Source organism: Bacteroides sp. MSK.20.82, from assembly GCF_019052485.1.
In the GTDB taxonomy this organism is placed as follows: domain Bacteria; phylum Bacteroidota; class Bacteroidia; order Bacteroidales; family Bacteroidaceae; genus Bacteroides; species Bacteroides thetaiotaomicron.
Genome location: NZ_JAHQUN010000001.1, coordinates 399679 through 425210, shown reverse-complemented (window position 1 = coordinate 425210; position 25532 = coordinate 399679). Strand labels below are relative to the sequence as shown.

At 41.9% G+C, this 25532-nt stretch carries 21 protein-coding genes; 3 read left to right on the top strand and 18 right to left on the bottom strand.

The annotated features are described in order from the left end of the window. Positions 1-6: 6 nt before the first annotated feature. From KTR07_RS01760 to KTR07_RS01725, 8 genes are all read right to left on the bottom strand, one after another. Complete coding sequence (locus tag KTR07_RS01760) at positions 7-906, bottom strand: glycerophosphodiester phosphodiesterase family protein (RefSeq protein WP_011107159.1); 900 nt, start codon at positions 904-906, stop codon at positions 7-9. A gap of 20 nt (positions 907-926) precedes the next feature. Next, entirely contained in the window at positions 927-1985 is a 1059-nt protein-coding gene (locus KTR07_RS01755) for an MBL fold metallo-hydrolase (protein ID WP_008766236.1), read from the bottom strand. A 1-nt stretch (position 1986) separates the two neighbouring features. After that, entirely contained in the window at positions 1987-2868 is an 882-nt protein-coding gene (locus KTR07_RS01750; protein ID WP_008766237.1) for a sugar phosphate isomerase/epimerase, read from the bottom strand. Between the two features lie 6 nt (positions 2869-2874). After that, entirely contained in the window at positions 2875-4842 is a 1968-nt protein-coding gene (locus tag KTR07_RS01745; protein WP_008766238.1) for a PQQ-binding-like beta-propeller repeat protein, read from the bottom strand. A 27-nt stretch (positions 4843-4869) separates the two neighbouring features. Beyond that, positions 4870-6261 carry a RagB/SusD family nutrient uptake outer membrane protein gene (locus tag KTR07_RS01740; RefSeq protein WP_008760507.1) on the bottom strand — a complete coding sequence of 464 codons (1392 nt, stop codon included), beginning with the start codon at positions 6259-6261 and terminating at the stop codon, positions 4870-4872. 23 nt (positions 6262-6284) lie between these two features. Continuing rightward, positions 6285-9725 carry a TonB-dependent receptor gene (locus KTR07_RS01735; RefSeq protein WP_011107158.1) on the bottom strand — a complete coding sequence of 1147 codons (3441 nt, stop codon included), beginning with the start codon at positions 9723-9725 and terminating at the stop codon, positions 6285-6287. 212 nt (positions 9726-9937) lie between these two features. After that, positions 9938-10924, bottom strand: coding sequence for a FecR family protein (locus tag KTR07_RS01730; RefSeq protein ID WP_008760505.1), 987 nt, complete (start codon positions 10922-10924; stop codon positions 9938-9940). Between the two features lie 84 nt (positions 10925-11008). Further along, entirely contained in the window at positions 11009-11611 is a 603-nt protein-coding gene (locus tag KTR07_RS01725) for an RNA polymerase sigma-70 factor (protein WP_008766239.1), read from the bottom strand. A 192-nt stretch (positions 11612-11803) separates the two neighbouring features. On the opposite strand from KTR07_RS01725, the gene KTR07_RS01720 reads away from it, so the two are divergent. Then, positions 11804-12508, top strand: a complete 705-nt coding sequence (locus tag KTR07_RS01720; protein WP_055299588.1) for a pirin family protein — start codon at positions 11804-11806, stop codon at positions 12506-12508. Between the two features lie 95 nt (positions 12509-12603). Here the strand turns inward: KTR07_RS01720 and KTR07_RS01715 are convergent, their stop codons facing one another. Then, positions 12604-14658 (bottom strand): cytochrome c biogenesis protein CcdA, encoded by a 2055-nt coding sequence (locus KTR07_RS01715; protein WP_016267980.1) that lies wholly within the window; start codon positions 14656-14658, stop codon positions 12604-12606. Positions 14659-14673: 15 nt separating this feature from the next. Further along, positions 14674-14973 (bottom strand): Dabb family protein, encoded by a 300-nt coding sequence (locus KTR07_RS01710; protein WP_008760502.1) that lies wholly within the window; start codon positions 14971-14973, stop codon positions 14674-14676. A gap of 101 nt (positions 14974-15074) precedes the next feature. Between KTR07_RS01710 and udk the strand changes: the two genes are divergently transcribed. Next, the gene (gene udk, locus KTR07_RS01705) at positions 15075-15692 is read left to right on the top strand and encodes a uridine kinase (protein WP_008760501.1); all 618 of its coding nucleotides are present in this window, start codon (positions 15075-15077) and stop codon (positions 15690-15692) included. Between the two features lie 17 nt (positions 15693-15709). Then, positions 15710-17098, top strand: a complete 1389-nt coding sequence (locus tag KTR07_RS01700; protein WP_008760500.1) for a transglycosylase SLT domain-containing protein — start codon at positions 15710-15712, stop codon at positions 17096-17098. 80 nt (positions 17099-17178) lie between these two features. Here KTR07_RS01700 and KTR07_RS01695 read toward each other — a convergent pair whose 3' ends face one another. The 8 genes from KTR07_RS01695 to KTR07_RS01665 form a co-directional block, all read right to left on the bottom strand. Next, entirely contained in the window at positions 17179-18729 is a 1551-nt protein-coding gene (locus KTR07_RS01695) for a sodium:solute symporter (RefSeq protein ID WP_008760499.1), read from the bottom strand. Further along, positions 18726-18851, bottom strand: coding sequence for a symporter small accessory protein (locus KTR07_RS28700; RefSeq protein ID WP_008766705.1), 126 nt, complete (start codon positions 18849-18851; stop codon positions 18726-18728). Before KTR07_RS28700 ends, KTR07_RS01695 begins: the two co-directional genes overlap by 4 nt. 71 nt (positions 18852-18922) lie before the next feature. Next, the gene (locus KTR07_RS01690; protein ID WP_016267982.1) at positions 18923-19522 is read right to left on the bottom strand and encodes a nitroreductase family protein; all 600 of its coding nucleotides are present in this window, start codon (positions 19520-19522) and stop codon (positions 18923-18925) included. 12 nt (positions 19523-19534) lie between these two features. Beyond that, positions 19535-22282: a methionine synthase gene (metH, locus tag KTR07_RS01685; protein WP_117981219.1), complete on the bottom strand. Its 2748-nt coding sequence runs from the start codon at positions 22280-22282 to the stop codon at positions 19535-19537. Between the two features lie 89 nt (positions 22283-22371). After that, the gene (gene smpB / locus KTR07_RS01680; protein ID WP_008760495.1) at positions 22372-22824 is read right to left on the bottom strand and encodes an SsrA-binding protein; all 453 of its coding nucleotides are present in this window, start codon (positions 22822-22824) and stop codon (positions 22372-22374) included. Between the two features lie 9 nt (positions 22825-22833). Continuing rightward, complete coding sequence (locus tag KTR07_RS01675) at positions 22834-23379, bottom strand: Yip1 family protein (RefSeq protein ID WP_008760494.1); 546 nt, start codon at positions 23377-23379, stop codon at positions 22834-22836. 26 nt (positions 23380-23405) lie between these two features. Continuing rightward, the gene (locus KTR07_RS01670; RefSeq protein ID WP_048693181.1) at positions 23406-24191 is read right to left on the bottom strand and encodes a hypothetical protein; all 786 of its coding nucleotides are present in this window, start codon (positions 24189-24191) and stop codon (positions 23406-23408) included. An 82-nt stretch (positions 24192-24273) separates the two neighbouring features. Continuing rightward, the gene (locus tag KTR07_RS01665; RefSeq protein ID WP_032841243.1) at positions 24274-24774 is read right to left on the bottom strand and encodes a DMP19 family protein; all 501 of its coding nucleotides are present in this window, start codon (positions 24772-24774) and stop codon (positions 24274-24276) included. Positions 24775-25532 lie beyond the last annotated feature (758 nt).

Genomic DNA, 25532 nt, shown 5'->3' with positions numbered 1-25532 from the left:
ATATCTTTAGTCGTGCAGTTTCTTTTTACGCAAATATTCGAGTAATAATGCCGGGCGGTCTGTTTGAATCAGTTTAGCCCCCTGATTCAAAATCCATCCCCAGCTTTCATCCGGTTGGTGTAGTTCTACCGCGCGATCGTCATCGTGACCTCCACAAAGTTCAGGCCACAAAGAATTAATGAAAAGCTTGGCACCACTATCACGTACTTTCCTGATCAAGCGAAGTATTTCTTCATTATCATCATTAAATACCAGTTCATAAGCAGTCGGTTTCATGTGTGACTGATAATCATTGATTATCTTTTCCGCTCCTTCTTTGTGCAGATTCACAATAGGCATAAAAATAACCTTATCAAGTACATCACCATTTTCTGCTTTCACTCGTTCATAGGGGAGCCCTGCTTTAATTACGCAATGGTCAATTGTTCCTGTTTTTTCAAGTACAGCATAAGCTTCCTGAAAATAATCGTAACCTTTATCGATATTCACCATTATCTTCCCTTTGCAAAGTAACATAACTTCTTCGAGAGTAGGAATCTGATGTCTGGTTTTACAGCCTGCTCCATTTTTAAGTCGCATTGCTTTCAGTTCTGCCAGTGTATAATCCTCAGCGTTTCCTTTTCCTGTCATTGTACGGTTAATTGTCTTATCATGCATGATGACCAAGTGACCATCTTTGGTCTTCTTCAAATCTATTTCTACCATATCCACTCCCATATCAATGCAATTCCGTATTCCTTGCAATGAATTTTCGGGAGCATTTCGCCAATCGGCACGATGAGAAACGACCAACACTCTATCGGAATAATTTCCTAACAGGTTTTCTCTGATTTCCGCAATCCGATTTTGGGCAACAGCCAGTTGCACCAGGCATACAAGCAATATAAAGTTATAAATTCGTTTCATAAATTCAAATATTAAAATTATTAGTTCAGCTTACCGTTCTTCCAGACCATCTTTTCTCCCCACATAGGCACATAGGTCTGGTCACAGTTAATCTTGGACGCCCGTTCTAGTGCCATGTCCAATGACCATCTGGATGCATCAACACCTGCATGAGCCATTTCCAGAATATGGGATAACAGAACATAATCCGGCTGTACCTGTCCCGCTCCGGTACCTAAAATATTATTCTCAGTCAGCGCATTAGGAGCATAGCGGGGAATCAAGACATTAACATGTGGCGCAATGTTTGTATATTGTTCCGTTTTAAAATTGGAATCACCGACATGCATAAAGACGAAATTTCCAGTATCGTCCCCACAGTCTATCTGGAAAATAGTTACGAAATTTGATAATCCGGAATTATTATGATCGGTAATACAAGTACGGATTTTAAATTTACCTATTTCATAATCTTTATCCCCCTTTGCCGTGTAGGGATAAGTGGTGTCTTTCAAATAATTGGATAATACCGGCTTATCCAAATCAAACATTGCCTGAATCAAATCTGTATTATAATGATCAGAATGCTTATGCGTCACACAAAGGAAGTCGATATAGGGTGCAAGTTCCTTCGCCCAGCGATGAGAAATATCAATAGCAAAACATCCGGAAGGAGTCTTAACTATATATCCCATGTTATAAAGCAACCAGATTTCTGCTGTGCCATTCTCTACTTTGGAGTTTTCAATTCCGTCCATCACCCGGTCAAAAGCACTCCGGTAATAGTATAAGATCGGTTCACTCTTCTCCATACTCATACTTGCCTGATCAAAACCATTCAGAAAACTGATAAAATAGTCATCCAGACATTTATCGGCATATCCCTGAATAGTGCTCAAAGCATCGGCACGTTCAGTATTTACAATTGATGGAGAAGTTCCCCATAACTGTTGGGTAGTGGCATCTACCTCTGCTGCCAGTTCCGTAAGAATTCCTTCGTACCCGGTCTTCTTATCATTATTATCATCGTCACTACAACTTGCAAGTCCTATTGCCAGCAGGCAAAACAGGAAATATTGTATTCTTCTTATATTATTCATATTATTTCAGTGTTTTATAGTCATCAGTTATTTTATCGAAGGTCTCTGCAATCCGTTCAAGAGCAGGTCTCACATTATTATTTTCGTGATCCTTCGTCGCTTCATACATGAAAACGCCTTTATATCCGGTCTTCTCCAAATCTTGCATCAACTTTCCCCATTTTATATTTCCCTGTGTAGGAAGCCAGTGGCATTCGTTCACCAAATCAAAATCTGAAGCATGTATAGTGCCGATACGGCTACCTACTATTGCCACAAAGTGCTCTGTCGTGCCTTTGGTATAGTGATTTGTATCAAAGCACACTTTTACGTCCGGGATATCTCCGACAATCCTCATAAGTTCCTCCGGAGTATTTCCCAAACAGGTTCTGGGCAGATTCTCTATACAAAGTTGAGCGCCAATCCTATCAGCATATTTCTTCAAATAAGCAATAGACTCCGAAGCATTGGCAATCCGTTGCGCCCGAATACTATCGGCTATCGGTTCCGAACTTGGATGCAAAACCAGGCAAGTCGGTTGGAACATGGCACACAATTCTATCATCTCTGCCATAAAATCTACATTTTCCTTCCTTAACCGATCATCCAGAACTGAGATATCCAGCGTTCGGGAGAAAGGAAGATGAATAGACCAGACTTCAATATCCGCACTGTCTATCTTCGCTTTCATTTCCTTTATACGTGGAATCACTTCATCGACAGGAACTCCCCTATAACATTGATTAAAGGCTACTTCGACATACTTCACACCAATCGCTTTTGCATGAAGGAAGTCGGCAGCAGCAGGTGCTTTCCACACTGCTGTCGTAGTACCTACTTCATATTTCTGTGCATATCCACAAACAGACATCACCATAAATGCGATAAATATCAATTTTCTCATCACCGTTTATTTTTGTCGGTTTGTACCTTGAATATCTCCACCCCGTATACTCCAGGAGTCTGTTTCCAACGTTTTATTAATGTCAAACGCTTTTATAGAACCTATATTGCTCGCTCCAATAGTACCACAATAAAGACGCTTGTCCGGACCAATCGAAACGGATGCCATTACCTGTTGACCCACAGATTCCTCATAAACAGTACTTCCATCTGCCGTATTAAGTCCGAAAATCTTATTATTTGACTGCGTTCCGATATAAAGAACACCATCTGTACTCAACGCAGCACCACTGTAGTTCAGGTTATTATTTACCTTCTTCACCCATACTTTTGAACCGTCAGCGTCTACAGCGTAAACTGTTTGCGAACCTTTCTCTGTAAAATAAACAACACCTTTCTTATCTACGATAGGGAAATAAGCATCACCGCCTGTTGTCGGATAGGTCCATTTTTTGGTTCCGTTCGTGATATCAACAGCAACAAGTCCAGCCTTTGACTTCAAAGTTGCGTAAAGCGTGTTGCCATTCAAAGCAAAAGTTCCCTGCTCTGTCACATTAACACCACTGAGTTTCCAAAGTTCTTCCTTATTTGCGCTGAAAGCATAAATAGCTTCACTGGTACCTGCATAGATATGTCCGTTTCTATCAATAGCCACCGCACTTCCTGTTGTTCCATCAAGAGATTGTTGCCATTTAATCGCACCATTCGCAACATCGAGTGCATATAACGTACTTTTATTAGTCAAACAATAGAGTACACCATCAGCAGACAAAGCAGGGAACGCACCTATCGGTCCGTCTAATTGCAATGACCATTTCTGAGTACCATTCGGATTTATGGCATACACATTCTTGATAGAAGCATCTCTCACGCACTGATAGATAGTACCGTCAGACCCCACTAATGCACCGCCGCCATAAGTTATTTTATCAATGGCAAATACCCATTTGAATTCGCCGCTGACTACATCTAAGGCAAACAAATGCCCGGCAGGCGTTGAAGTCGGAATATACATCGTCTTTCCATCCGGGGAGAATACAGGATTGGACGTCTTGACATATCCTGTTAATCCGTTAAAATTTAGATTCAGACTATCCCATTTATATTCGACAACATTAATTTCCACACTTCCTGACTCCGTCGTATTATTCGTATATGTTACTGTAATAGTAACTGTATAAGTTCCAGTAGCAGCAAAAGCATGCGATGGAGTCGTTTCAGCAGAAGCAGTACCATCACCAAAATCCCAGCTGACGGATTTAACATTGCCACCAGTAAAATACATATCGTTATAAGCAAAGACAGCAGACTCCCAGACAACCAATTCCGTATTGACTGCTACCGGATAAATAATTCCCGGAGTAGCCACCGCTTCCGCCGAAACAGAATTCCCCATCGGATAAATGCAAACAACATCAAACTTATACTCCTGATCATTAGTCAACCCTTCAACCATATATTCTTCCAATGTTGTGTCATCCAATTTGATAACCTGATTGCCGGGACTTACGGTAATCTGATAATTCGTAAACCGTTCGCTGGCAGGCTTCGTCCATCTCAGCCGGACTTTCTTGTCTCCCGCTGACGCAGTCAGACCAGTCACCGGATATCTTGCATTCTTTGGCGTACAAGAAGTAGATCGCTTACTCGCCAATCCTCCGGTATAGCGAGGTTGTACGGAGAATGTATAAGCAACATCATTGACAAGATCACTGACAGTTGCACCGGAAGCCTCAGCCTCCACAGTCATTTGCCCTCCTTCCGCTCCCGAAGAGCCCGAAGTCCAGCTAATAAGATATTCATCAGGACGGGCGTCCGGATATGCTTCCCAGGAAAGTGCCACATTCATATCTCCGGCCGTTGCCGTAAGCGTCTTTAATTCATATAAATCAAAACTTGCTTTTGGCAGTTCTTCGTCACAAGCTGCACAAACTGCCGTAATGACAAACAACAAGCTATATATTATTTTTTTCATCGTCTGAATTCTTTAAGTTTAACCATATTAATACCCCGGATTCTGCCACAACAACTCGGTATTGTTGATTCTTTCCAATTCCGTTTTAGGAATAGGATACAGAAACTGGAAATCCTGAATTGTATGTCCCTCCGCTTTCATAGCTTCCTTGGCACCTCCCATGCGAACAAGGTCAAACCAACGGTGTCCCTCATAAGGAAATTCCTGTTGGCGTTCCAGCATAATGGCTTTACGGAAACTATCCTGATCTGCCAGTTCCGTAATCTGAACCGGAGATAATCCGGCACGGGTATGTACCGCATTCAAAGCAACCATTGCATCAGAAGTCTGAGAGTTGCTATAGCTGATTTCGTTCAGTGCTTCGGCATACATTAACAGTACATCGGCATAACGAAGAATAATCTGATCGTTACCGACGGTATTGTATGTCGCACTTTTCAAATCCTTGAATTTATTCATTACGCAAACTTTATCTTCTACTTTCACATAAGTGATCAGGTCTTTGCGTTTATCACCGTCTTTATAGCACTCCTTCAAAGCCTTTGTCTGGTTAGTATCATCTGTCAGGTTGATAATTGAAAACCAATAACCATGTCCTTCACCCTCAACGTCCTTATTAAAGCGCACTGCGAAAATGATTTCATCGTTCATTTTATTATCGACATCAAATACTTTATCCGGTGTAGGCATCAAAGAATATCTGCCTATCAGTTGCGAAAGTACATTGCGTGCCTCTGTCCACTTATGGAAAGTCAGATAAATCTTTCCCAGCAATGCCATTGCAGCACCGGAGGTCGCACGTCCCGTATCAGTACCCGTATAAGAAGAAGGCAGCATATTCTCATTGATAACCTGATTCAAATCGCCGGTAAGAAAATCAAAGACCTGCTGCTCTGAGCTTCTTCCGATTTTAAGAGCTTCAGCCACCGTCACCACTTTATCAGTCATCGGAATTCCACCCCACAAGCGATACATATTAAAATAAGTAAGAGCACGCACGAAAAGCGCTTCCCCTTTATATTGTTTCTTCAACGTAGCATCAAAGTCAGCTGCGTCTATTTTGTCCAATACCAAATTACAGCGATATACTCCGTTATTAAAATTCGCCCAGGCGGATTCCAATATTCCATTAGAGGCTTTATCCGCAAACTGATCTATATCATAACGGTCTTGTGTTCCGGCAGTAGGAGCACTCAACGACAGGTTGTCACTCCGATATTCGCAGCATTCCGTGAAGTAGGAAACCTGTCCCTGCAATTTAGAATAACAGCCGATCACTGCTACATTAAAATCGTCTGCTGTCTTGTATACTTTATCTGTAGGCACACTGCTACTTGGCTCCAAGTCGAAAAAGCTATCTGTACAGGCCACTGATACAAAAGCAGTTGCCAAGAATAGGATTTGTCTATATATTTTCATACACCGTATATTTTTAAGGATGACTAAAGTGTTATATTTAATCCAAACAAGAAGGTTTTCGCCAGCGGATATGTTCCGTAATCTTCACCCGGCGAAAGTGAATTGCTCGGACGTGCATTTACTTCCGGATTGTATCCACCGTAGTTGGTAGATGTCCAAAGGTTCTGTCCGGAGACATAGACTCTCAACTTCTCCACAAAGAAACGACGTGTCAGATTCTGAGGCAAAGTATATCCTAACGTTACATTCTGCAATCTCAAATAAGAACCATCTTCCAGATGCCAGGTTGAAGTACGGCCATTATAACCTTTCGATTTGCGGTTGGCACGGTTCACCTGACCATTTCCGGGGTTATCCGCACTTTTCCAGCGATTCAGGGCAATCGTGGTACCATTGGTGTTTCCTTCCAAATTATCAATATAGCGACGATTCAGATTCAGAATCTCATTACCGTAAACTCCCTGGAAGTTAAAGTCAAGATCAATGCCTTTATACCATACTTTACCACCAAATCCATAGGTGAAGTCGGGCATATAGTTACCTACTATCGTACGGTCTTTGTCCAAGTCCATCACACCGTCTCCATCCACATCTACAAAACGGAAGTCTCCCGGCTGAGTATTGCTGAAATGAGGATATTTCTTCAATTCTTCTTCGTTGGAAAAGATACCGTCCTGCACCAGCAAATAGTAACATCCGATCGGTTCGCCTACTTTTGTGATATAATAAGCATGATCTACGCTTCCGGTAGAGATAATGGGAGCATTTCCCGGACCAAGAGCTTTTACTTCATTGGTATTCGTAGCATAGTTGGCATTAAAAGAATACCCAAAGTCTTTGGTGAAATTTTTCTGAGATGTCAAGGCTATTTCCCAACCACGGTTATTTACTTTTCCAATATTCATCAGGGCAGTGCTGTATCCAGTCAGATGAGGAACAGGAACATTCAGCAACATATTGGAGGTATTGGTATTATAGTAATCAACTGTTATCCCCAATAATCCTTTGAACATTTGCAGGTCCACACCGACATTGACCATTGCATTCTTTTCCCAGCTTAAATCATCATTCTTAATTGTATTGGGCTTATAACCTTGTACCAGTTGCCCGTTACCCGTACCCAGTATATAATTATCAAGAGCCATCAATGATAGATGATCGTAGTTGCCTATCTGAAAGTTACCTGTAACACCATAACTGGTTCTGATTTTCAAGTCATCTACAAAGGAGAGAAATTTCGCCTTCGTGAAGAAATCCTCCCCGCTAACTCTCCATGCCAATGATGCGGACGGGAAATATCCCCAGCGGTTATTTTTTCCGAAACGGGAAGAACCATCCGCACGAATAGCTCCGGAAGCCATATATTTACCTTTATAACTATATTGCACACGAGCCAGATAGGAAGCAATCGACCATTGGGTCTTATCAGACGCCCCCTTTATAACTGTTCCACCGGAGATCGTCTGTATATAATCATTCGGAAAATCGGTAGCCGTCACATTATCTCCTTTATAAGTTTCTTTTTGTGCAGATTGCACCAGAACCGCATTAATCGAATGATCTTCATTAATCACTGTATTATAATTAATCTTATTCTCAATCAGCCAATTAAAATAAAAACCGGAGGAGCTGTATGCAGTAGGGTTCGACTTGATATCATAATATTTCTGGCCCAGTAAGGGTAGTTCTGACGAACGATACTGATCATTATGAGAACCATAATAATCACCACCGAAAGAAATATTATAAGTAAGTCCCTTGAAAAGTTCCAGTTCGGCAAAGACTTTCCCTACAATTGCCATACGGTCTACTACGTCCGATTGTAGATTGGCCATTGCCACAGGGTTTAATACCGCATTGTGCTGATAGTCATTGCCAATTCTCCAATAGCCATTTCCCTGATAGTTATAACTACCGTCGGAATTATATACCGGCCACACAGGAGGCATCATCAAGGCCGACTGAACAATACCATTCGATCCGGAAGCATCCACCCGATTGGAAGTCGAATAAGAAGGAGAGAAATTAAGACCGAATTTCAGTCTTTTATATTTTCCGTCCAGATTCATACGCATGCTATATTTCTTGAAATCAGAATTGATGATAATACCTTCTTTATCATAATAATTGGCAGAAATAAAATAACCAACGGTCTTTCCTCTGCCGGAGATAGAAACATTATGGCTGGTTGTAGCCGCACTACGGAAAATTGCATCCTGCCAGTCTGTGTCCGTTAATCCCTGATCGCCGTTCAGATAAGGAAAAAGTTCTGTAGGAATCCGTTCCCATGAATTCGGACGCATACCATTAGGGTCATTAGGTGAACCACCGGGATTAGCATCCAGATAAGAATTATCATGCCCGTCTTTGGCAAACTCCGCAAACTGATAAGCATTCAACATCGGAAGTTTTTTCGAAATACTCTGGATACCATAATATCCATCATATTGTACTTTCATTTTTTCCGACTGCCCTTGTTTGGTAGTGATAATAATTACACCATTTGATCCGCGGCTACCATAAATCGCAGCAGACGAAGCATCTTTAAGTACCTCTACCGACTCGACATCATTATTATTCAGATTGGCAAAGCCACGCTCCACAGGTACACCGTCAATGATATAGAGAGGATCACTCCCCGCATTGACTGTACTGATACCACGAACACGGATACTGACACTTCCTTCCGGGTCACCGCTCGGCTGAGTCACTTGCACTCCCGGCATCTTTCCAGCTAATGCCTGACGAAAGTCGGAAGCAGAAACCTCCGCAATCTGCTCGGCTTTCACGGAAGAGATGGAAGTAGACACATCCCGTTTCCGCTGTACACCATATCCTACCACTACTACTTCATCGATCATCTTGCTGTCTTCGGTCAACGTAATCTTAGCCGTATTCTTATCTTTTGCAGAAAGGCTGACGGTCTTATAGCCAATATAGGAAATTGTCAATGTAGCCGATTCCGGTACATTCATCAACGAATATCGTCCGTCCATATCGGTAATCGTACCACTGCCCTCTCCTTTGATCTGGACACTGGCACCAATAACTGGCTCTCCCTTATCATCTACGACCACTCCCTGAACGGTACGTGTACGTTGAGCGCTTTCTTCTTTAAGCGGCTGTTTACTGACAGCAATTGTATTATCGGTCCTATTGAAATAAAGTTTTGACTGAGTAGTTATCACTCCCAGAATTTGTTTAAGCGTAGCGTTTTTTACATCAAAAGAAACATGCGGAGCGTTATTTACCGTTTCCTGATCGTAGATAAATTTAAAGTTGGTCTGTTCACTGATTTTATTGAAAACATTTTCTACCGGCTCGTTTTGTACACGGAGCGTAATGTTGTTCTCTTTCAATGTCTGAGCAGCAGTCGGAGCAACTAAAAGGAAGGTGAATAGTAAAAAAGCTAAAAACGAGCAGCTATTTCTACTTTTTCCTTTACAAATAAGAAGATTATTCATAAATTTGTGCGTTTTAGTAATTGACTAAAGTTATTAAAAACAAGCAACGTGCGATACGTTATTCATTTGGGTCGAAGCGAATGAATATCCGTCCGGGTTGCGGATAGAAGCATTCCTTAGGAGTGCTTCTATCTTTTTAGGGAGTTTCTATGAGGGTGATGCTTTCATTCTGTCCTTATTAACGGGTTAAACATTGATCTATTTTTTAATTCTCATTTTTTATAAAGAAGTATATTCCTGCCTTCTTTCTTATAATTGATATCACTGATAAATTCGATGGATTTAAGTACGGACTCCAGACTCTTATTGTCATGTTCACCGGTAATCAGATTATCAAATTCCTGTCCGGAAGCAAAGGTTATCTGACAATTATAAACACGTTCCAGTTCTTTTGCCACATCCCGGATCGGAGTACTGTTAAAACGCAGGCTTCCCTTGATCCAGACTGCTACCCCACGTTCTTCCTTCTTCTTACTATATTCACCGGAAACGGTATTTATCAGAACTTGTTCTTTTGCAGTCAATCGCATCATTGCTTCCGGCAGATCAACCTGTACTTTGCCACTCTCTACACTTACCGATACGATTTCATCCGTAGAGTAAGATTTTACATCAAACCGGGTTCCCAAAACACGAACATCCAGTCGCTTCGTCTGTACAATAAACGGCATATCTTCATTATGGGCAACCCTGAAATATCCTTCTCCTTCCAGTTCCACTTTCCGGATATCCCCTTGAAAAGAATCAGGATAACGTACTTGTGAACAAGAGTTCAACACTAATATAGTTCCGTCCGGTAATTCCACCCGTTTCTTCTCTCCAAAAGAGGTTGAGATTTCAGCGAAAGTTATCTGCTGCTCACTCATATACCGGAAATAACTGATACTTCCTGTCACGATGGCTATTACAGCCGCCACACTGGCTGCAATCGTCATTACCCGACGAAACCAGGTACGTTTCTTATGTTCAATATGTTTCAGCAACTGGCGAGCCTCCTTTTTATACTTCTCACGCTCCAAGTCAGTAACAGGCTGCTGGCTGACGGATTCCTCCCAGACTTCGGCAGACAACTCATCCAATATATCTTTATGGTCAGCATCTCTCATACTTTCCAGTAACTGCGATGCTTCCTCCCGGATGTACATATCATCCAGATAACGACGTAATTTATTTTTTTCTGTCTTCGTATCTTTCATCATATATTCAAATAAGGGTGCTGATTTCTCCCCTTCGTATTAGTAATACACAAAGGCAGGAAACAGCTAGGGTATGATTAACATTTATTATAAATTCAGACAAAGTAGAATCAGCAATATGTCAGCAGAAGTACCCGAATATTTAGTCAAGTAGGCACGAATCACTTTCAACGAAACAGAAATATGCTCCTGTACGGTATTGACAGAGACTCCCAGCGCTTCCGCAATTTCTTTATGGGACATCTGTAAATCTCGGCTCATATTAAAGACTTCACGCTGACGGGGAGTCAATTGTTCCAATGCACGGCTAAGGACATCCTTCAAATCATCGAACAATATTTTATTATTCGTTTCATTGGCCGAATCAACCGCATGAGAAAGGATATGCTCTTTCAACTTATCTTCATTCGCCATATCCCGTATCTGATTAAGGATACGATTGCGTACAATCGTATATAAATAGGATGAGAAAGACGCATCCGGATTGATAAAACGCCTGCTTTGCCATACAACCGTAAACGCGTCCTGAAAAATATCTTCGGCAAACTCACGAGATTTGACGAACTTCATCGCAAAATACAGCAAGCGATTCTTATAGGCGGCATAGAGTTCGCAAAAGGCATCCTCATCGCCGTCTATCAGACGGAGAACTAACTCCCGTTCGTCCATAAGCGTGTCTGTTGCGTACATATTTTCTTTACTTTTGGGCACAAAGGTATTGTTATGATGTTACAAACGTATGTATTTTTTCTGAAATAAAAAAATAACCTTCTTTCTTATTGAGTTTCCGGCCGAGAACTTTGTGTACTCTTTAATTGTTGTCCTATTATAAAAGTGCGAACAAAGCACACAACAAAGTTCTATAAAAAAGAAAGGAAGATTATGAAAAAAGTAATCGACAGAGCTTCATCAAGAGGCTATTTTAATCATGGCTGGCTCAAAACCCACCACACATTCAGTTTTGCTAACTATTACAATCCGGAAAGAATCCATTTCGGAGCCTTGCGAGTGCTGAATGATGACAGTGTAGACCCGTCGATGGGATTTGATACTCATCCACATAAAAATATGGAAGTAATTTCCATTCCGTTGAAAGGGTATCTGAGACATGGCGACAGTGTACAAAATACGAAAACGATTACTCCCGGTGATATCCAAGTGATGAGTACGGGCAGTGGTATCTATCATAGTGAGTATAACGACAGCAAGGAAAAACAATTGGAATTCCTGCAAATATGGGTATTCCCCCGAATCGAGAATACGAAACCCGAATATAACAATTTCGATATACGTCCGCTGCTGAAACCGAACGAGTTATCTCTGATCATTTCACCGAACGGCAAGACACCGGCCTCCATCAAACAGGATGCCTGGTTCTCTATGGGAGACTTCGATACGGAAAGAACCATCGAATATTGTATGCATCAGGAAGGTAACGGAGCTTATCTGTTTGTGATAGAAGGAGAGATCAGCGTGGCCGATGAACATCTGGCCAAACGTGACGGCATCGGAATATGGGATACCAAAAGCTTCTCTATCCGTGCTACTAAAGGGACCAAACTTCTGGTAATGGAAGTACCCATGTAAAAAACATTATTTCTAGTTTTATTCTATTCTATTTAAATGAAGCGGTCCCACTCTACAGAGTGAGACCGCTTCTCATTGATAGTTATATCTTCGGATTATTTTTCCTTCCGATAATTCTCCAGTCCAGTTTGCAGGAATTCAATATATTTGGGAATGTCTTCATCGTAAGCATAAGACTTATTCAAAGGACTTCCCTGATTATCCAGCAATACATAGAAAGGCTGTGCATTAGCACCAAACTTCACACGTTGCAGATAGCTCCACTTATCACCGACTGTACGCAAAGTACGTTCCTTACCGTTCTCTACGATTTTCACAGGTTCGGTCAACGGAGTTTTATTATCCACATACAGAGTAATCAGCACATAATCATTATTAATCAGATCACTCACTTTCGGGTCCGTCCATACAGCGGCTTCCATCTTACGACAGTTCACGCATCCATAGCCTGTAAAGTCAAGCATCACTGGTTTGCCATTCAGACGTGCATACTCCATACCCAGATCGTAGTCATCAAATTTCGCATGTACTTCATTCTTATACAGATTAAAGTCTTGCGTATGCATAGGAGGAGCAAAAGCACTTACGGCTTTTAACGGAGCTCCCCACAAACCGGGAACCATATATACGGCAAACGCCAGAGAAATAAGTGCCATAAAGAAACGAGTCACTCCCACCTTATTGTCATCATCGTCATGCGGAAACTTGATTTTACCAAGCAAATAGAAACCCAGCAATGCAAAAATGACAATCCACAGAGCGAGGAAGGTTTCACGGTCGAGTAATCTCCAGCCATAAGCCAGATCGGCAACCGACAGGAATTTAAGCGCAAATGCCAGTTCCAGAAATCCTAACGTCACTTTGATCACATTCATCCATCCGCCCGACTTCGGCATAGACTTCAGCCATGACGGGAACAGAGCAAAGAGTGTGAACGGCAATGCCAATGCAATGGCAAAACCCAACATACCGATAGCCGGGGCCACCACGCTTCCTGTAGTAGAAACCTGTACAAGCAGGAATCCGATAATCGGACCTGTACAAGAGAAAGATACCAGTGAAAGTGTAAATGCCATCAGGAAGATACTCAGCAGACCGGTAGTCGATTCCGCTTTACTATCTACCGCATTGCCCCACTTTGACGGTAATCTAATCTCAAACGCTCCAAAAAATGAAGCGGCAAAGATTACCAGCATCAGGAAGAAAAGGATATTAAAGACAGCATTCGTCGATAAAGCATTGAGCGCACTGGCACCAAATATCAGTGTGATAGCCAATCCTAATGCCACATAAATAACGACAATGGAAGCACCATAAGTCCACGCATCACGAATACCTTTCTTCTTATCTTTGCTACGTTTCAGAAAGAAACTGACTGTCATCGGGATAATAGGCCATACACAAGGAGTGAACAGAGCCAGCAATCCACCCAGGAAACCTGTCACGAAAATATAAATCCAGGACATATCTCCCTGAGTATGTTCCTCGCCCAGTGCCTGCAATTCACTGATTACCGGACGCCAAAGGTCACCGGAAGCTACAGCTGGTTGAATATCGGCATTTGCATCCGTAGCAGAAGCAGGAACCAGTTCCATCATTGCAGCAGAGTCTTTGGACGCAGCAGGAGCAGTTACTTCTTCCGCCTCTTTTGTCTCCGGCTTATCAGCTTTGGCTACAGGAGCAGCCGTAGTTCCGGCCTTTGCTTCACCCGAAAACTTAAAAGGAACTTCTGTCGGAGGCAGACAACTCTCATCGTCGCAGGCTCCATATTCCAGATAACCTTCTATCGCATAAGCTCCACCAGTCAGCTTCACTTTCTGCACGAATTTGGCAGTATTCTCGAAATAGCGCACTTTCATTTCGAACAGTTTGTCGAAAGTAGCTATTTCCTTGCCGACAGGCTTCAATTTACCTACCAGTTCTACACCAGACTTCTTCTCCACATTAAATGTGGCAGAAATAGGTCCTCCGTCTCCAAGATCGGTAGAATAAACATGCCACCCTTTGTCAATGGCAGCCGTAAACACGATCTCCGCTTCTGTATCAGAAAGAGAGTTCAGTTCTGTTTTAAACTTTACCGGATCTTTAATCTGCGCCTGCAATGTATAGGCTACAAAGCTTAAAAGCAGAAAAGAAATTAATTTTCTCATTTTCATTATTGGGGGTTATAATTCATAATCCACGCATGCACGACTGTCCTTTGCTTCAGCTATAATCTTTCCGGCTGCCACATGATCAGGGTGTGTTGCATAGAACTTCACATCCTCCAGCGTGTCAAATTCGCTATAGAGAGCTATATGCCAAGCCTCTCCCGGATTCATATTCAGTCCGACTTCAATCTTACGGATCACTGAAATCTTAGCGGGGAGCGCTTCGATAGCTTCCTTAAATTTATTCATCACTACGAGTTTCTCCGCTTCGGGAACTTCGTCTTTTAACTTAAATAATACAATGTGTTTCACCATTACGTTGTTATTTTAATGAATTGTTTCTATATTTGTCTTGTCAATGCATTACATTACTAATGCAAAATTACTCTATTTGGTTCAAATAACACTATAAAGAGATGTTAATAATAGGAATAGCAGGTGGAACGGGCTCCGGAAAAACCACCGTCGTACGAAAAATAATAGAAAGCCTCCCCGTTGGAGAAGTAGTACTATTACCTCAGGATTCATACTACAAAGACAGTAGTCACGTGCCGGTTGAAGAACGTCAGAATATCAACTTTGACCATCCGGATGCTTTTGAATGGAGCTTGCTTTCCAAACATGTGATGATGCTGAAAGAAGGAAAAAGCATCGAGCAACCGACCTATTCTTATCTGACTTGTACCCGCCAACCGGAAACCATCCACATCGAGCCTCGTGAAGTCGTCATTATTGAAGGTATCCTTGCCTTGTGCGACAAGAAGCTACGCAATATGATGGATCTAAAGATATTTGTAGATGCCGATCCCGATGAACGCCTGATACGTGTCATCCAAAGGGATGTCATCGAAAGAGGACGGACAGCGGAAGCTGTCATGGAACGCTATACCCGTGTTCTGAAACCGATGCACCTGCAATTCATAGAACCCTGCAAACGCTATGCGGACCTTATCGTTCCAGAAGGCGGCAGCAATGCAGTAGCTATCGATATATTAACAATGTATATCAAGAAACATTTGAAAAATGAAGAATGAAAGATAAAGAGTTCAGAATGAGTGCCAAGACACTGATCCTCCCCTTGTTTCTTATACTTTTGTGCTGTGTATTCGGATGCCGGAACAAACATCATACCGAAAAGAATGAAACAGCACACGATCTTCCACAGATTAAAGACAGTGGAGAACTGGTTGTGCTGACACTCTATAGCTCTACTTCATATTTCATTTATCGCGGACAGGAAATGGGATTCCAATACGAACTCAGTGAACAGTTCGCTAAAAGTCTGGGACTGAAACTCAGAATCGAGGTAGCCAGAAATGTCCGTGAATTGATTCAGAAATTACAGTCAGGCGAAGGAGATATGATCGCCTACAACCTGCCGATTACCAAAGAATGGAAAGACAGCCTTTTGTATTGCGGAGAAGACATAATCACCCATCAGGTTATCGTCCAGCAAGGAAATGGAAAGCATAAACCATTGAAAGATGTAACGGAACTTATCGGCAAAGATATATATGTCAAACCAGGCAAATATTACGATCGCCTCGTGAATCTGAACAACGAACTGGGAGGTGGTATCCATATTCATAAGATAACGGGAGATAGCGTTACCGCGGAAGACTTAATCACCCAGGTAGCACAAGGTAAGATTCCCTATACCGTAGCCGATAATGATTTAGCCAAACTGAATAAAACTTACTATCCCAATCTGAATATCGATCTTTCTATCAGTTTTGACCAGCGTTCTTCATGGGCTGTGCGAAAAGACAGTCCCGAACTGGCAGCCGCCGCCACAAACTGGCATAAAGAAAATATGACCTCTCCTGCCTATACGGCAAGTATGAAGCGTTACTTCGAGAATAGTAAAATGATGCCACACTCCCCCATCCTTTCACTTAAAGAAGGAAAAATATCACATTACGACGATTTATTCAAAAAATACGCCAAAGAGATCGGATGGGACTGGCGAATGCTGGCATCCCTCGCCTATACGGAATCAAACTTTGACACAACAGCCGTATCTTGGGCAGGAGCCAAAGGATTGATGCAATTGATGCCTGCCACTGCACGCGCAATGGGCGTACCCGCAGGTAAAGAACAAAACCCGGAAGAAAGTATAAAAGCAGCCGTTAAATACATTGCCGCCACAGACCGAAGTTTCAATATGATCCCTGACAAACAGGAACGGCTCAACTTCATACTGGCTTCTTACAATGCCGGCCTAGGACATATCTACGACGCCATGGCATTAGCAAAAAAATACGGAAAGAATAACCTCGTATGGAAAGACAACGTCGAAAACTTCATCCTGCTCAAAAGCAATGAGGAATACTTCACCGATCCTGTTTGTAAAAATGGATATTTCCGTGGCATAGAAACGTTCAACTTCGTACGTGATATTCAGTCCCGGTTCGAATCGTACAAAAAAAAGATAAAATAAGTAATAAGTATCAGGTAATAGGTAATAACCGTAGCTTATCAATAGTGTATCCGCACGGCTTATTACCTATTACTTATTTACTACTTGTTTCTGCCCGTCAAAAGGCTAACCACAACAATAGCCAGTATAGACAATGGTAATGCAAAGAGAATAGGGTCAATTACCGGAAACGGATATGTCTCAATCAATACATCCTTGCCAAACAGGAATTTACATATTCCCATTGCGGCAGCTTCTTTCTGATGAAGGAATATTAGTGCAAAAGCACTGCCTAAAGTTCCTACCCAGAGACTTGCCATTACTCCCTGTTTCGTCGCTTTCTTCCAGTACAATGCACAGAAGTAGGCAGGAAGAAATGCAGCAGCACAGATACCCATGAAAATAGAAGTTCCGCGGGCGATAATATCGTGAGGCAGCATATAGCAAATAATATAGCTGACCAAAATAGAGAAAAGTACTCCCAAACGAATCACATTTGTCAATTTGCCACGAGAACGGGGTTTATAAGTACCATAAATGTCAGAACCAACCGATGCTCCCATTGTGTGGAACTGAGAACTAAGCGTAGACATACTTGCAGAAAGGATACAGAGCATAAACAAAGCGGCAAACCAGTCCGGCATAGCTTTATTGATGAAATAAGGAATGATTTTATCAATATCCTGTATCACTTCCGTAGCAACGGCTCCTTCTGTCTTCAAGAAGAAAAGATTGCTTAATGCACCGGCATGATAGATAGCTCCTACCGTTATAATCAGGAAAAAACAACCGATAAATACGCCACGATTCAACTGTTTGCTACTTTCTACCGTCATAAAACGTACCACCAACTGAGGCTGTGCAAGGCAACCGATTCCTACTCCCAAAATAAGAGAGGTAACCAATGAGTACCACTGCGGAGAACCTGTCACAGGCATTGCGGTCCATCCCTGATGCCCCAATGCCTTGAACTTTTCCGGAACCAGAGGGGCTATATTTGTCAATTCCTTGTTTGCTTCCGTAAAACCCATGCCAAGCACCTGATACAAAGAGAACAACAGGAACAACATACAGCCAAACATGATAACTGCCTGTAAAGCATCCGTATACATCACCCCCTTCATTCCTCCTGCAATCACATACGCAGCAATGACTAACGTAAATATCAGCAGAGATATATTAAAATCAATCTGAAAAATCTGTTCAATAAATACAGCGCCCCCTTTCATCACCACAGCAGCGTACAGCGGCATGCCTATAAATATGACGGCTGCAATGAACACCTGTATATTACGGGAACGAAAATGACGGCCTAATAACTGCGGAAAAGTGCTGACATTCAGTTTTGCTCCCATGCGCCGCGTACGCAAGCCGAAGAATATGAAGGCGATAACTACCCCGACAAACATATTGAGGAAACACAGCCACTGAATACCCATACCGAAAGCAGCCGCTACTCCGCCAAAACCAACTATAGCAGACGCAGAGATAAACGTAGCACCATAAGAAAGCGCCATCACTATCGGATTCATCTGACGTCCGCCCACCAGATAATCACTGGTATTCGTAGTCTTCTTATATCCTAAAAAACCGAGGTAGGCCAATGACAGCAGATAAGCTATCACAATCAAGCCAAGAGTAAATGTATTCATCGCGTTTCGTCTTTATCGTCGTCCTTATTCCAATATTTCAGCCCAAACCAGGCAGCAAAAATCACACATATCACTGATAGGATATATGGCAAGACTATAAAAGGGTCATCTATTCCAAACATTTGCGTATCAGATTTTAATCAATTAAGTCGCAAATGTAAGGAATTTATTGAAAAGACAAAACTTTTGTTTACTAATACTGATTATAATGTATCTTTTTCTCGTCATATTTCTGTTTCGGCTGCTCTTTTGTTGCAGGATAGCCGAAAGGAATGACACAAAGAGGAAGAATATTCTCGGGCAGGTGGGTATATTTGCGAACGACTTCCATACGATCTTCATACGGATAAGCAGCTGTCCATACAGCACCCAGCCCCATACTTTCAGCAGCCAGCAAAATATTCTGTGCTGCAGCAGAACAGTCTAAATACCAATAAAAAGAACGGGCAGAATCACCACAGACAATAATCGCATTACGGGCTTGTGTCAACATTTTGGCATAAGGAAGAGCCGCCGCCATCGAATCCAGTTTCGCACGGTCGGAAACAACCACAAACTCCCAGGGACGAACATCCTTTCCCGATGGAGCAGACATCCCTGCACGAAGCATTAAATCAATTTTCTCTTTCTCTACCCCTTTATTCAAGTAAGTACGCACACTCTTACGCTCAAAGATATTATCCAAAGCGGCATTTCCGGTGCCGGTTGTTCCTTTTTCCTCTTTTGAGGAAGAACACGAGATCATAGCAGTCATTGCCATGAACATACACAAGAAAGAAAAAATCTTTTTCATTGTGACAAGTCTTTAAAATAGGTTTAACTTATTTTTCTGGGCTTCTTCCAACGATACTGTTTCACGGCGTAATAGTCCACTCTTCTCACGAAGTGCCTGATATTCCGCATCTAACTCATTAATCAGTTCGGCTTTCATCTGCGAATTCAACAGCCGGGAAGCAACACTGGCATTCTGAGAAGCATCTTTCAGATGTACAACCGGCGCATGATATACAGGTGCGATTTTCAGTGCCGTATGCATCTTTGAAGTAGTGGCTCCGCCAATCAACAGAGGAATATCCAGTCCGGCTTTCTCCAGTTCGGCAGCCACATGAGTCATTTCTTCCAGAGAAGGTGTGATCAAGCCACTCAAACCGATCATATCGACTTTTTCTTCTATGGCACGCTGAACAATGGTTTCTGCCGGAACCATCACTCCCAAGTCAACTATATCATAACCGTTGCACGCCATTACGACGGCAACTATATTTTTTCCGATGTCGTGCACATCCCCTTTTACGGTGGCAAGCAGAACTTTTCCGGCAGAAGATGATCCTTCCACTTTTTCTGATTCAATGATCGGTTGCAGTATAGCTACGGCTTTCTTCATAGTACGGGCAGTCTTCACGACCTGAGGCAGGAACATTTTTCCTGCGCCAAAAAGCTCGCCGACATAATTCATTCCATCCATCAACGGACCTTCAATTACATCTACAGCTTTATCATATAAAGGTAAAGCTTCCGCTAAATCCTGTTCCAGATAATCACCGATTCCTTTCATCAAAGCATATTTCAAACGCTCTTGTACGGATTCTTCTCTCCATGCATCCTGCTTCACAGTTGCCTGACCGGAAGTACCGCCCATCGTTTCTTTCAATGCTTCCGCCAGTTCTATCAGACGCTCGGCAGCATCGGGACGATGATTCAATACAACGTCCTCTATCTTTTCCAGCGTATCTGCCGGAATGTCACTGTAGAGTACGGAAGTTCCCGGATTGACGATCCCCATATCCATCCCTTGCTGGATGGCATGATAAAGGAATACCGCATGCATTGCTTCACGAATATAATTATTGCCACGGAAAGAGAAAGAAAGATTACTTACTCCCCCGCTGACGTGTGCACCGGGAAGATTTTTCCTGATCCATCCGGTAGCTTCTATAAAGTCTACGGCGTAATTGTTATGCTCTTCGATTCCTGTAGCCACCGCAAGCACATTCGGGTCGAAAATAATATCATGAGGATTGAATCCAACTTTATCAACCAGCAGACGATATGCACGTTCGCACACTTCTATCTTGCGGGCAGCAGTATCCGCCTGTCCTTTTTCATCAAAAGCCATCACGACAGTTGCCGCTCCATATTGCTTGATGATCCGGGCATGCTCCAGAAATACTTCCTCCCCTTCCTTCAGAGAGATCGAGTTTACGATTGATTTGCCTTGCAGGCATTTCAATCCGGCTTCGATCACTTCCCATTTGGAAGAGTCGATCATAACAGGTACACGGGCTATTTCCGGTTCGGACATAATGAGATTCAGAAAAGTAGTCATCTCAGTACGGGCATCCAGCAGACCATCATCCATATTAACGTCAATAACCAAAGCTCCGTCTTCTACTTGCTGACGAGCTATGGAAAGGGCTTCATCATATTTCTTTTCATTAACCAGACGAAGAAACTTTCGTGAGCCTGCTACGTTGCAACGCTCACCTATATTCACAAAGTTGATTTCCGGTTTCACTTCCAGCAGTTCGAGTCCGGAAAGCCACATACAATCCGGTTTGGGTGCCGGAACATGAGGTTTGGCACCTGCTATCAGTGTCTGATATTCTGCAATGTAGGCATCTGTCGTACCACAACAACCACCGATAATATTAACCAATCCTTCCTGAATATACTCCTTCACTTCATGAGCCATATCTGCGGGAGTCTGATCATATTTCCCCAGACTATTCGGAAGGCCCGCATTAGGATAAGCACTGATATAATAAGGTGCACGCGAAGCCAACTGTTCAAGAAAAGGCTTCAACTGACGGGCACCAAAGGAGCAATTCAATCCGACTGAAAATATATTGGCATGCTGCACAGAAGCAAGGAAAGCTTCCAAAGTCTGTCCGGACAATGTACGTCCGCCGATATCGGATACCGTCACAGACAACATAACAGGGACTTCTATTCCTGTCACCTTCATAGCCTGTCCGGCTGCAAAGATGGCAGCTTTCGCATTCAGCGTATCAAATATGGTTTCGATAAGAATGGCATCCACCCCACCTTCCAGCATGGCTTCCATTTGCTGCTGGTAAGAGGCAGCCAGTTCGTCATAAGACAAGGCACGAAACGCCGGATTGTTCACATCCGGGCTCATAGAACAGGTTTTATTAGTAGGTCCAACGGAGCCTGCAACAAAACGCGGTTTATCCGGACTCTTTGCCGTATATTCGTCCGCCAGTTCACGTGCCAGTCTGGTAGCGGCAAGATTGATTTCGCGCACATATTCTTCTACATGATAATCCGCCATTGAGACAGTTGTAGAACTGAATGTATTGGTCTCGATAATATCCGCACCTGCTTCCAGGTATTTACGATGGATATCTTGAATGACATCGGGGCGAGTCAGACACAACAAATCATTATTCCCCTTCAACTGACCGGGAATATGCGCAAAACGTTCACCACGAAAATCTTCTTCTTTAAGATTATATTGTTGGATCATTGTGCCCATTGCGCCATCCAGAATCAGAATACGCTCGGATACAATCTGAGAAATTGTCTTTTTCATTCTTACCTTATTACATTAACACCTAATTGTCACTCTGCCTATCTTAGACCTATCACGATCTTATCTTACTATTACGCTATAAAGCCATCTTATCGCTTAAACATTCGGGCCATGTCTCTGCGGTCATCTTTTTCTTTAATTGATTCCCGTTTATCGTACTGTTTTTTACCTTTCGCCAAAGCAACGACCAGTTTCGCCAAACCTTTTTCGTTGATAAACAAACGCACAGGAACGGTAGTAAAACCGGGGTCTTTCATTCCCCGTTGAATTTTCTCCAATTCTTTCTTATTAAGCAACAACTTTCTGTCTCTACGAGCTGTATGATTATTGTACGAACCATAGAAGTACTCGGCGATATGCATATTCTTTACCCATAATTCGCCTTTCGCAAAATAACAAAACGTATCCACCAGACTTGCTTTTCCTAAACGAATGGATTTAATTTCCGTGCCTGTCAATACAATACCTGCCGTGTAGGTATCCATCAACTCATAGTCAAATGTAGCACGTTTATTCTTGATATTTACAGAAGGTTGTTTCATCTTTACACATTAATTAAGTATGGCTATCAACTTACTAAATACAATTTGAATCACCGTCGGACATAGTATTAACAAAACTGATGAGAAAAGGGTGTATTTCAATCGTACTTTTTCCTCCACTTGCATCAATATGGGAGCTCCTTCCCATACTACATAGACAATGTAGAACTGAAATAGCCAGGCAATAATTCTAAAATCAGGTAAAAGTCCGGTCACAATCTGAAGCAAGAAGGGAACAACAAGTGCGTATCCGGCAAACTGTTGTGTCAACGGAGCATTGGCAGGCATCCCAAACATTCTTACTCCCATTTCGTTAATTGCATAGGCCGCCAGAAAGTAACCACCAAACAATGCCACAGCTACGGCACAACAATTGGTCATCGCTATTTGAAAACTTTGCGGTCCTCCCCATCCATTCGTCAGCAAAGAGCCGATAAAGACGGACAAACCGCATAAACCAATCATAGGATAGACAAAAGCCATAAAAACTTTTCGCCTATCCTCTTCCATAGAAATTTCCTCCCAGGCCTTGGCCGGAGAGGAAATCAATTTCATTGCTATATTAAATAATTCTTTGTAGTTCAATTTGTTTTAAGTGTTTCACTCCACGTTGAATTTGCGGCACCATCCAAAGAATTCTTTGAGGAGTTGGTCTTTGCATTTACTTTTATTTTAGTTGGTTCTACTCCAGTAGCTTGTTTGAATGCATAAATAACACTAGACAGATTATATGCCTTATAAGTAGAAGTATACTTATCACGAGTCACAGTCTCCTCTGAACCATCTTTAATCACATGATTAAGATTCAATACAAGTTCAGTTGACCCTGATGCCAATTCATCAAAATCATATGTGAGTATAAAAGAATGCTTATTAAGTTCTTCTTTCTGCTTTTCGTCTGTACTCTCTACTTTTACCCAATACATAATAGGAATTACAAGATATTGATCAAAAAGTATTCCCGGCTGAGTTGATGTATCGCTATTAAAAGTATATAAAGGTGCAGTAGCTTCGTTATAATCTGCCGCTTTCTCTGGTCCTTCAGTAGATTTTGCACTAATAGAAGTCGGAGTACTTCCTGCATAAAGTGTTACATCAAGAGTCTGAGAATTCCCTGGCTGTTGCGCTGTGTCAAACTGATAGTAAAAGAAATAGATTTCTCCTATATTCAAGTTAGACATTGACAATTCATTCACAACTAATTTCTGCCCATTAGCCAATTCAAATGTAGCAGGAAAATAGTTTGTACATTTAGCGAACGCAGGTCCGGTATATATCGTATTATCATCCCCATTCATACAAGAAGTAACAGACATCCCCATTAAAACCGTCATTAAAGCTACTAATAAAAATTTCATTTGTTTCATAAACATATTTTTTAGAGTTTGCAAAGATATAAATTCTAATTCACAATTAATAAATGCAGATACTTAAAAAATACTGCATCGTTTACTTTATTATTTTTGCAAAAAGTTCCAGGTGATTATCTACATAGCTGGCAACCAGTGTTGTCACTTGTTCCTCCATATCTAAATATGCCTCTTCCAAATCATCAAAAGCCTCATATTGCTCATACATCGCCATGAATTCATCATCCGTCCGTTCTTTTTCCAGATCCTTCCGGTTGGCATCATATATCTTCTTGGCTTTATATACCAATTTAGAGAACTCTTCCGCCCCCCACAGGCGCATCACTTTTGCAAAAGGATTATCAAAGATATATCCGCCATAACCGTTCTGAATCAACTGACAGAATCCGCCGAACATTATTTCATCACGAAAAATCTGATAAGCCAGCAATGAATGCTGTTCACCTGTCAACAACGGCATTGTGTCAGCAGTCAATTCACCACCGATTATTTCCTTATATTTATCAGTAAAAACCTGGATAAATTCATCCATTCCTTCGCCCGCAGCTTTCTGTAAAGCGGACTCCATAACTTCTATCATAGCTTTGTTCAATAAATTATTCAGCAAAGCTACTAATTTTATTCTATATCTATCTAGTAATACCGCTACATTCTCACTAAAACATACCTGTTGGCGGAATTAATTTAATTCAAACCCATGAAAACAGGGTATCTCATTCTGCTTTCCGATATCCGCCAGATAATTGCATGCCGATATACTTTCCCTTTCCCGGAAAAGCCTTTAAGCACATTTCTTTTACCGTTCAATAGTATGCAAACAACCCTATAATAACCTGCTTTACAACTATTATTGTCGCATTTTCAAAGGGAGTTCTTCATCGTTCCACCCAGGTGAACAAGCATGTCCACCTAGGTGCGCAGACCTGTTTACAAGGGTACAACGATCGGTTCACCCGGGTGGAACGATGAAGATGTCGGTAAAATAACACACGAATAAAGGCATCAAATGCCATAGAGATAAGTAACATAATATATAAACAACAAGTAAACAGCAACCAAGATGCTAGATGCATTCGGCAACTACTTACGCAAAGGGCAAAGAAATGGAATGAGGGATATCCCCCAAAAAGAGTGAGAGATAGACTGAAATGAAGCGATTCTAGGGAGAAAATAATGAGAGATACCTATTTAAAAAGTATCTCTCATTCTGTAATATACTAATTATATGCAGATTACACAAAAACAGTGAGACCGTGAGACTAAAATATTTTTTTCTTTGCAGGAGTTAGCTGAAAGAAGGAACTCTTTTAAGTCTATCTAATGCAAAAACATATAACT

Bases quoted from the DNA above. Each gene is read 5' to 3' on its own strand.
- KTR07_RS01755 (WP_008766236.1), bottom strand. From the start codon at position 1,985: ATGAATAATATAAGAAGAATACAATATTTCCTGTTTTGCCTGCTGGCA.
- KTR07_RS28700 (WP_008766705.1), bottom strand. From the start codon at position 18,851: ATGTTTGGAATAGATGACCCTTTTATAGTCTTGCCATATATCCTATCA.
- KTR07_RS01675 (WP_008760494.1), bottom strand. From the start codon at position 23,379: ATGAAATTGATTTCCTCTCCGGCCAAGGCCTGGGAGGAAATTTCTATG.
- KTR07_RS01665 (WP_032841243.1), bottom strand. From the start codon at position 24,774: ATGATAGAAGTTATGGAGTCCGCTTTACAGAAAGCTGCGGGCGAAGGA.
- KTR07_RS01715 (WP_016267980.1), bottom strand. From the start codon at position 14,658: ATGAGAAAATTAATTTCTTTTCTGCTTTTAAGCTTTGTAGCCTATACA.
- KTR07_RS01735 (WP_011107158.1), bottom strand. From the start codon at position 9,725: ATGAATAATCTTCTTATTTGTAAAGGAAAAAGTAGAAATAGCTGCTCG.
- KTR07_RS01700 (WP_008760500.1), top strand. From the start codon at position 15,710: ATGAGTGCCAAGACACTGATCCTCCCCTTGTTTCTTATACTTTTGTGC.
- KTR07_RS01740 (WP_008760507.1), bottom strand. From the start codon at position 6,261: ATGAAAATATATAGACAAATCCTATTCTTGGCAACTGCTTTTGTATCA.
- KTR07_RS01725 (WP_008766239.1), bottom strand. From the start codon at position 11,611: ATGTACGCAACAGACACGCTTATGGACGAACGGGAGTTAGTTCTCCGT.
- KTR07_RS01745 (WP_008766238.1), bottom strand. From the start codon at position 4,842: ATGAAAAAAATAATATATAGCTTGTTGTTTGTCATTACGGCAGTTTGT.
- smpB (WP_008760495.1), bottom strand. From the start codon at position 22,824: ATGAAACAACCTTCTGTAAATATCAAGAATAAACGTGCTACATTTGAC.
- KTR07_RS01695 (WP_008760499.1), bottom strand. From the start codon at position 18,729: ATGAATACATTTACTCTTGGCTTGATTGTGATAGCTTATCTGCTGTCA.
- metH (WP_117981219.1), bottom strand. From the start codon at position 22,282: ATGAAAAAGACAATTTCTCAGATTGTATCCGAGCGTATTCTGATTCTG.
- KTR07_RS01670 (WP_048693181.1), bottom strand. From the start codon at position 24,191: ATGAAACAAATGAAATTTTTATTAGTAGCTTTAATGACGGTTTTAATG.
- udk (WP_008760501.1), top strand. From the start codon at position 15,075: ATGTTAATAATAGGAATAGCAGGTGGAACGGGCTCCGGAAAAACCACC.
- KTR07_RS01690 (WP_016267982.1), bottom strand. From the start codon at position 19,522: ATGAAAAAGATTTTTTCTTTCTTGTGTATGTTCATGGCAATGACTGCT.
- KTR07_RS01720 (WP_055299588.1), top strand. From the start codon at position 11,804: ATGAAAAAAGTAATCGACAGAGCTTCATCAAGAGGCTATTTTAATCAT.
- KTR07_RS01760 (WP_011107159.1), bottom strand. From the start codon at position 906: ATGAAACGAATTTATAACTTTATATTGCTTGTATGCCTGGTGCAACTG.
- KTR07_RS01730 (WP_008760505.1), bottom strand. From the start codon at position 10,924: ATGATGAAAGATACGAAGACAGAAAAAAATAAATTACGTCGTTATCTG.
- KTR07_RS01750 (WP_008766237.1), bottom strand. From the start codon at position 2,868: ATGAGAAAATTGATATTTATCGCATTTATGGTGATGTCTGTTTGTGGA.
- KTR07_RS01710 (WP_008760502.1), bottom strand. From the start codon at position 14,973: ATGGTGAAACACATTGTATTATTTAAGTTAAAAGACGAAGTTCCCGAA.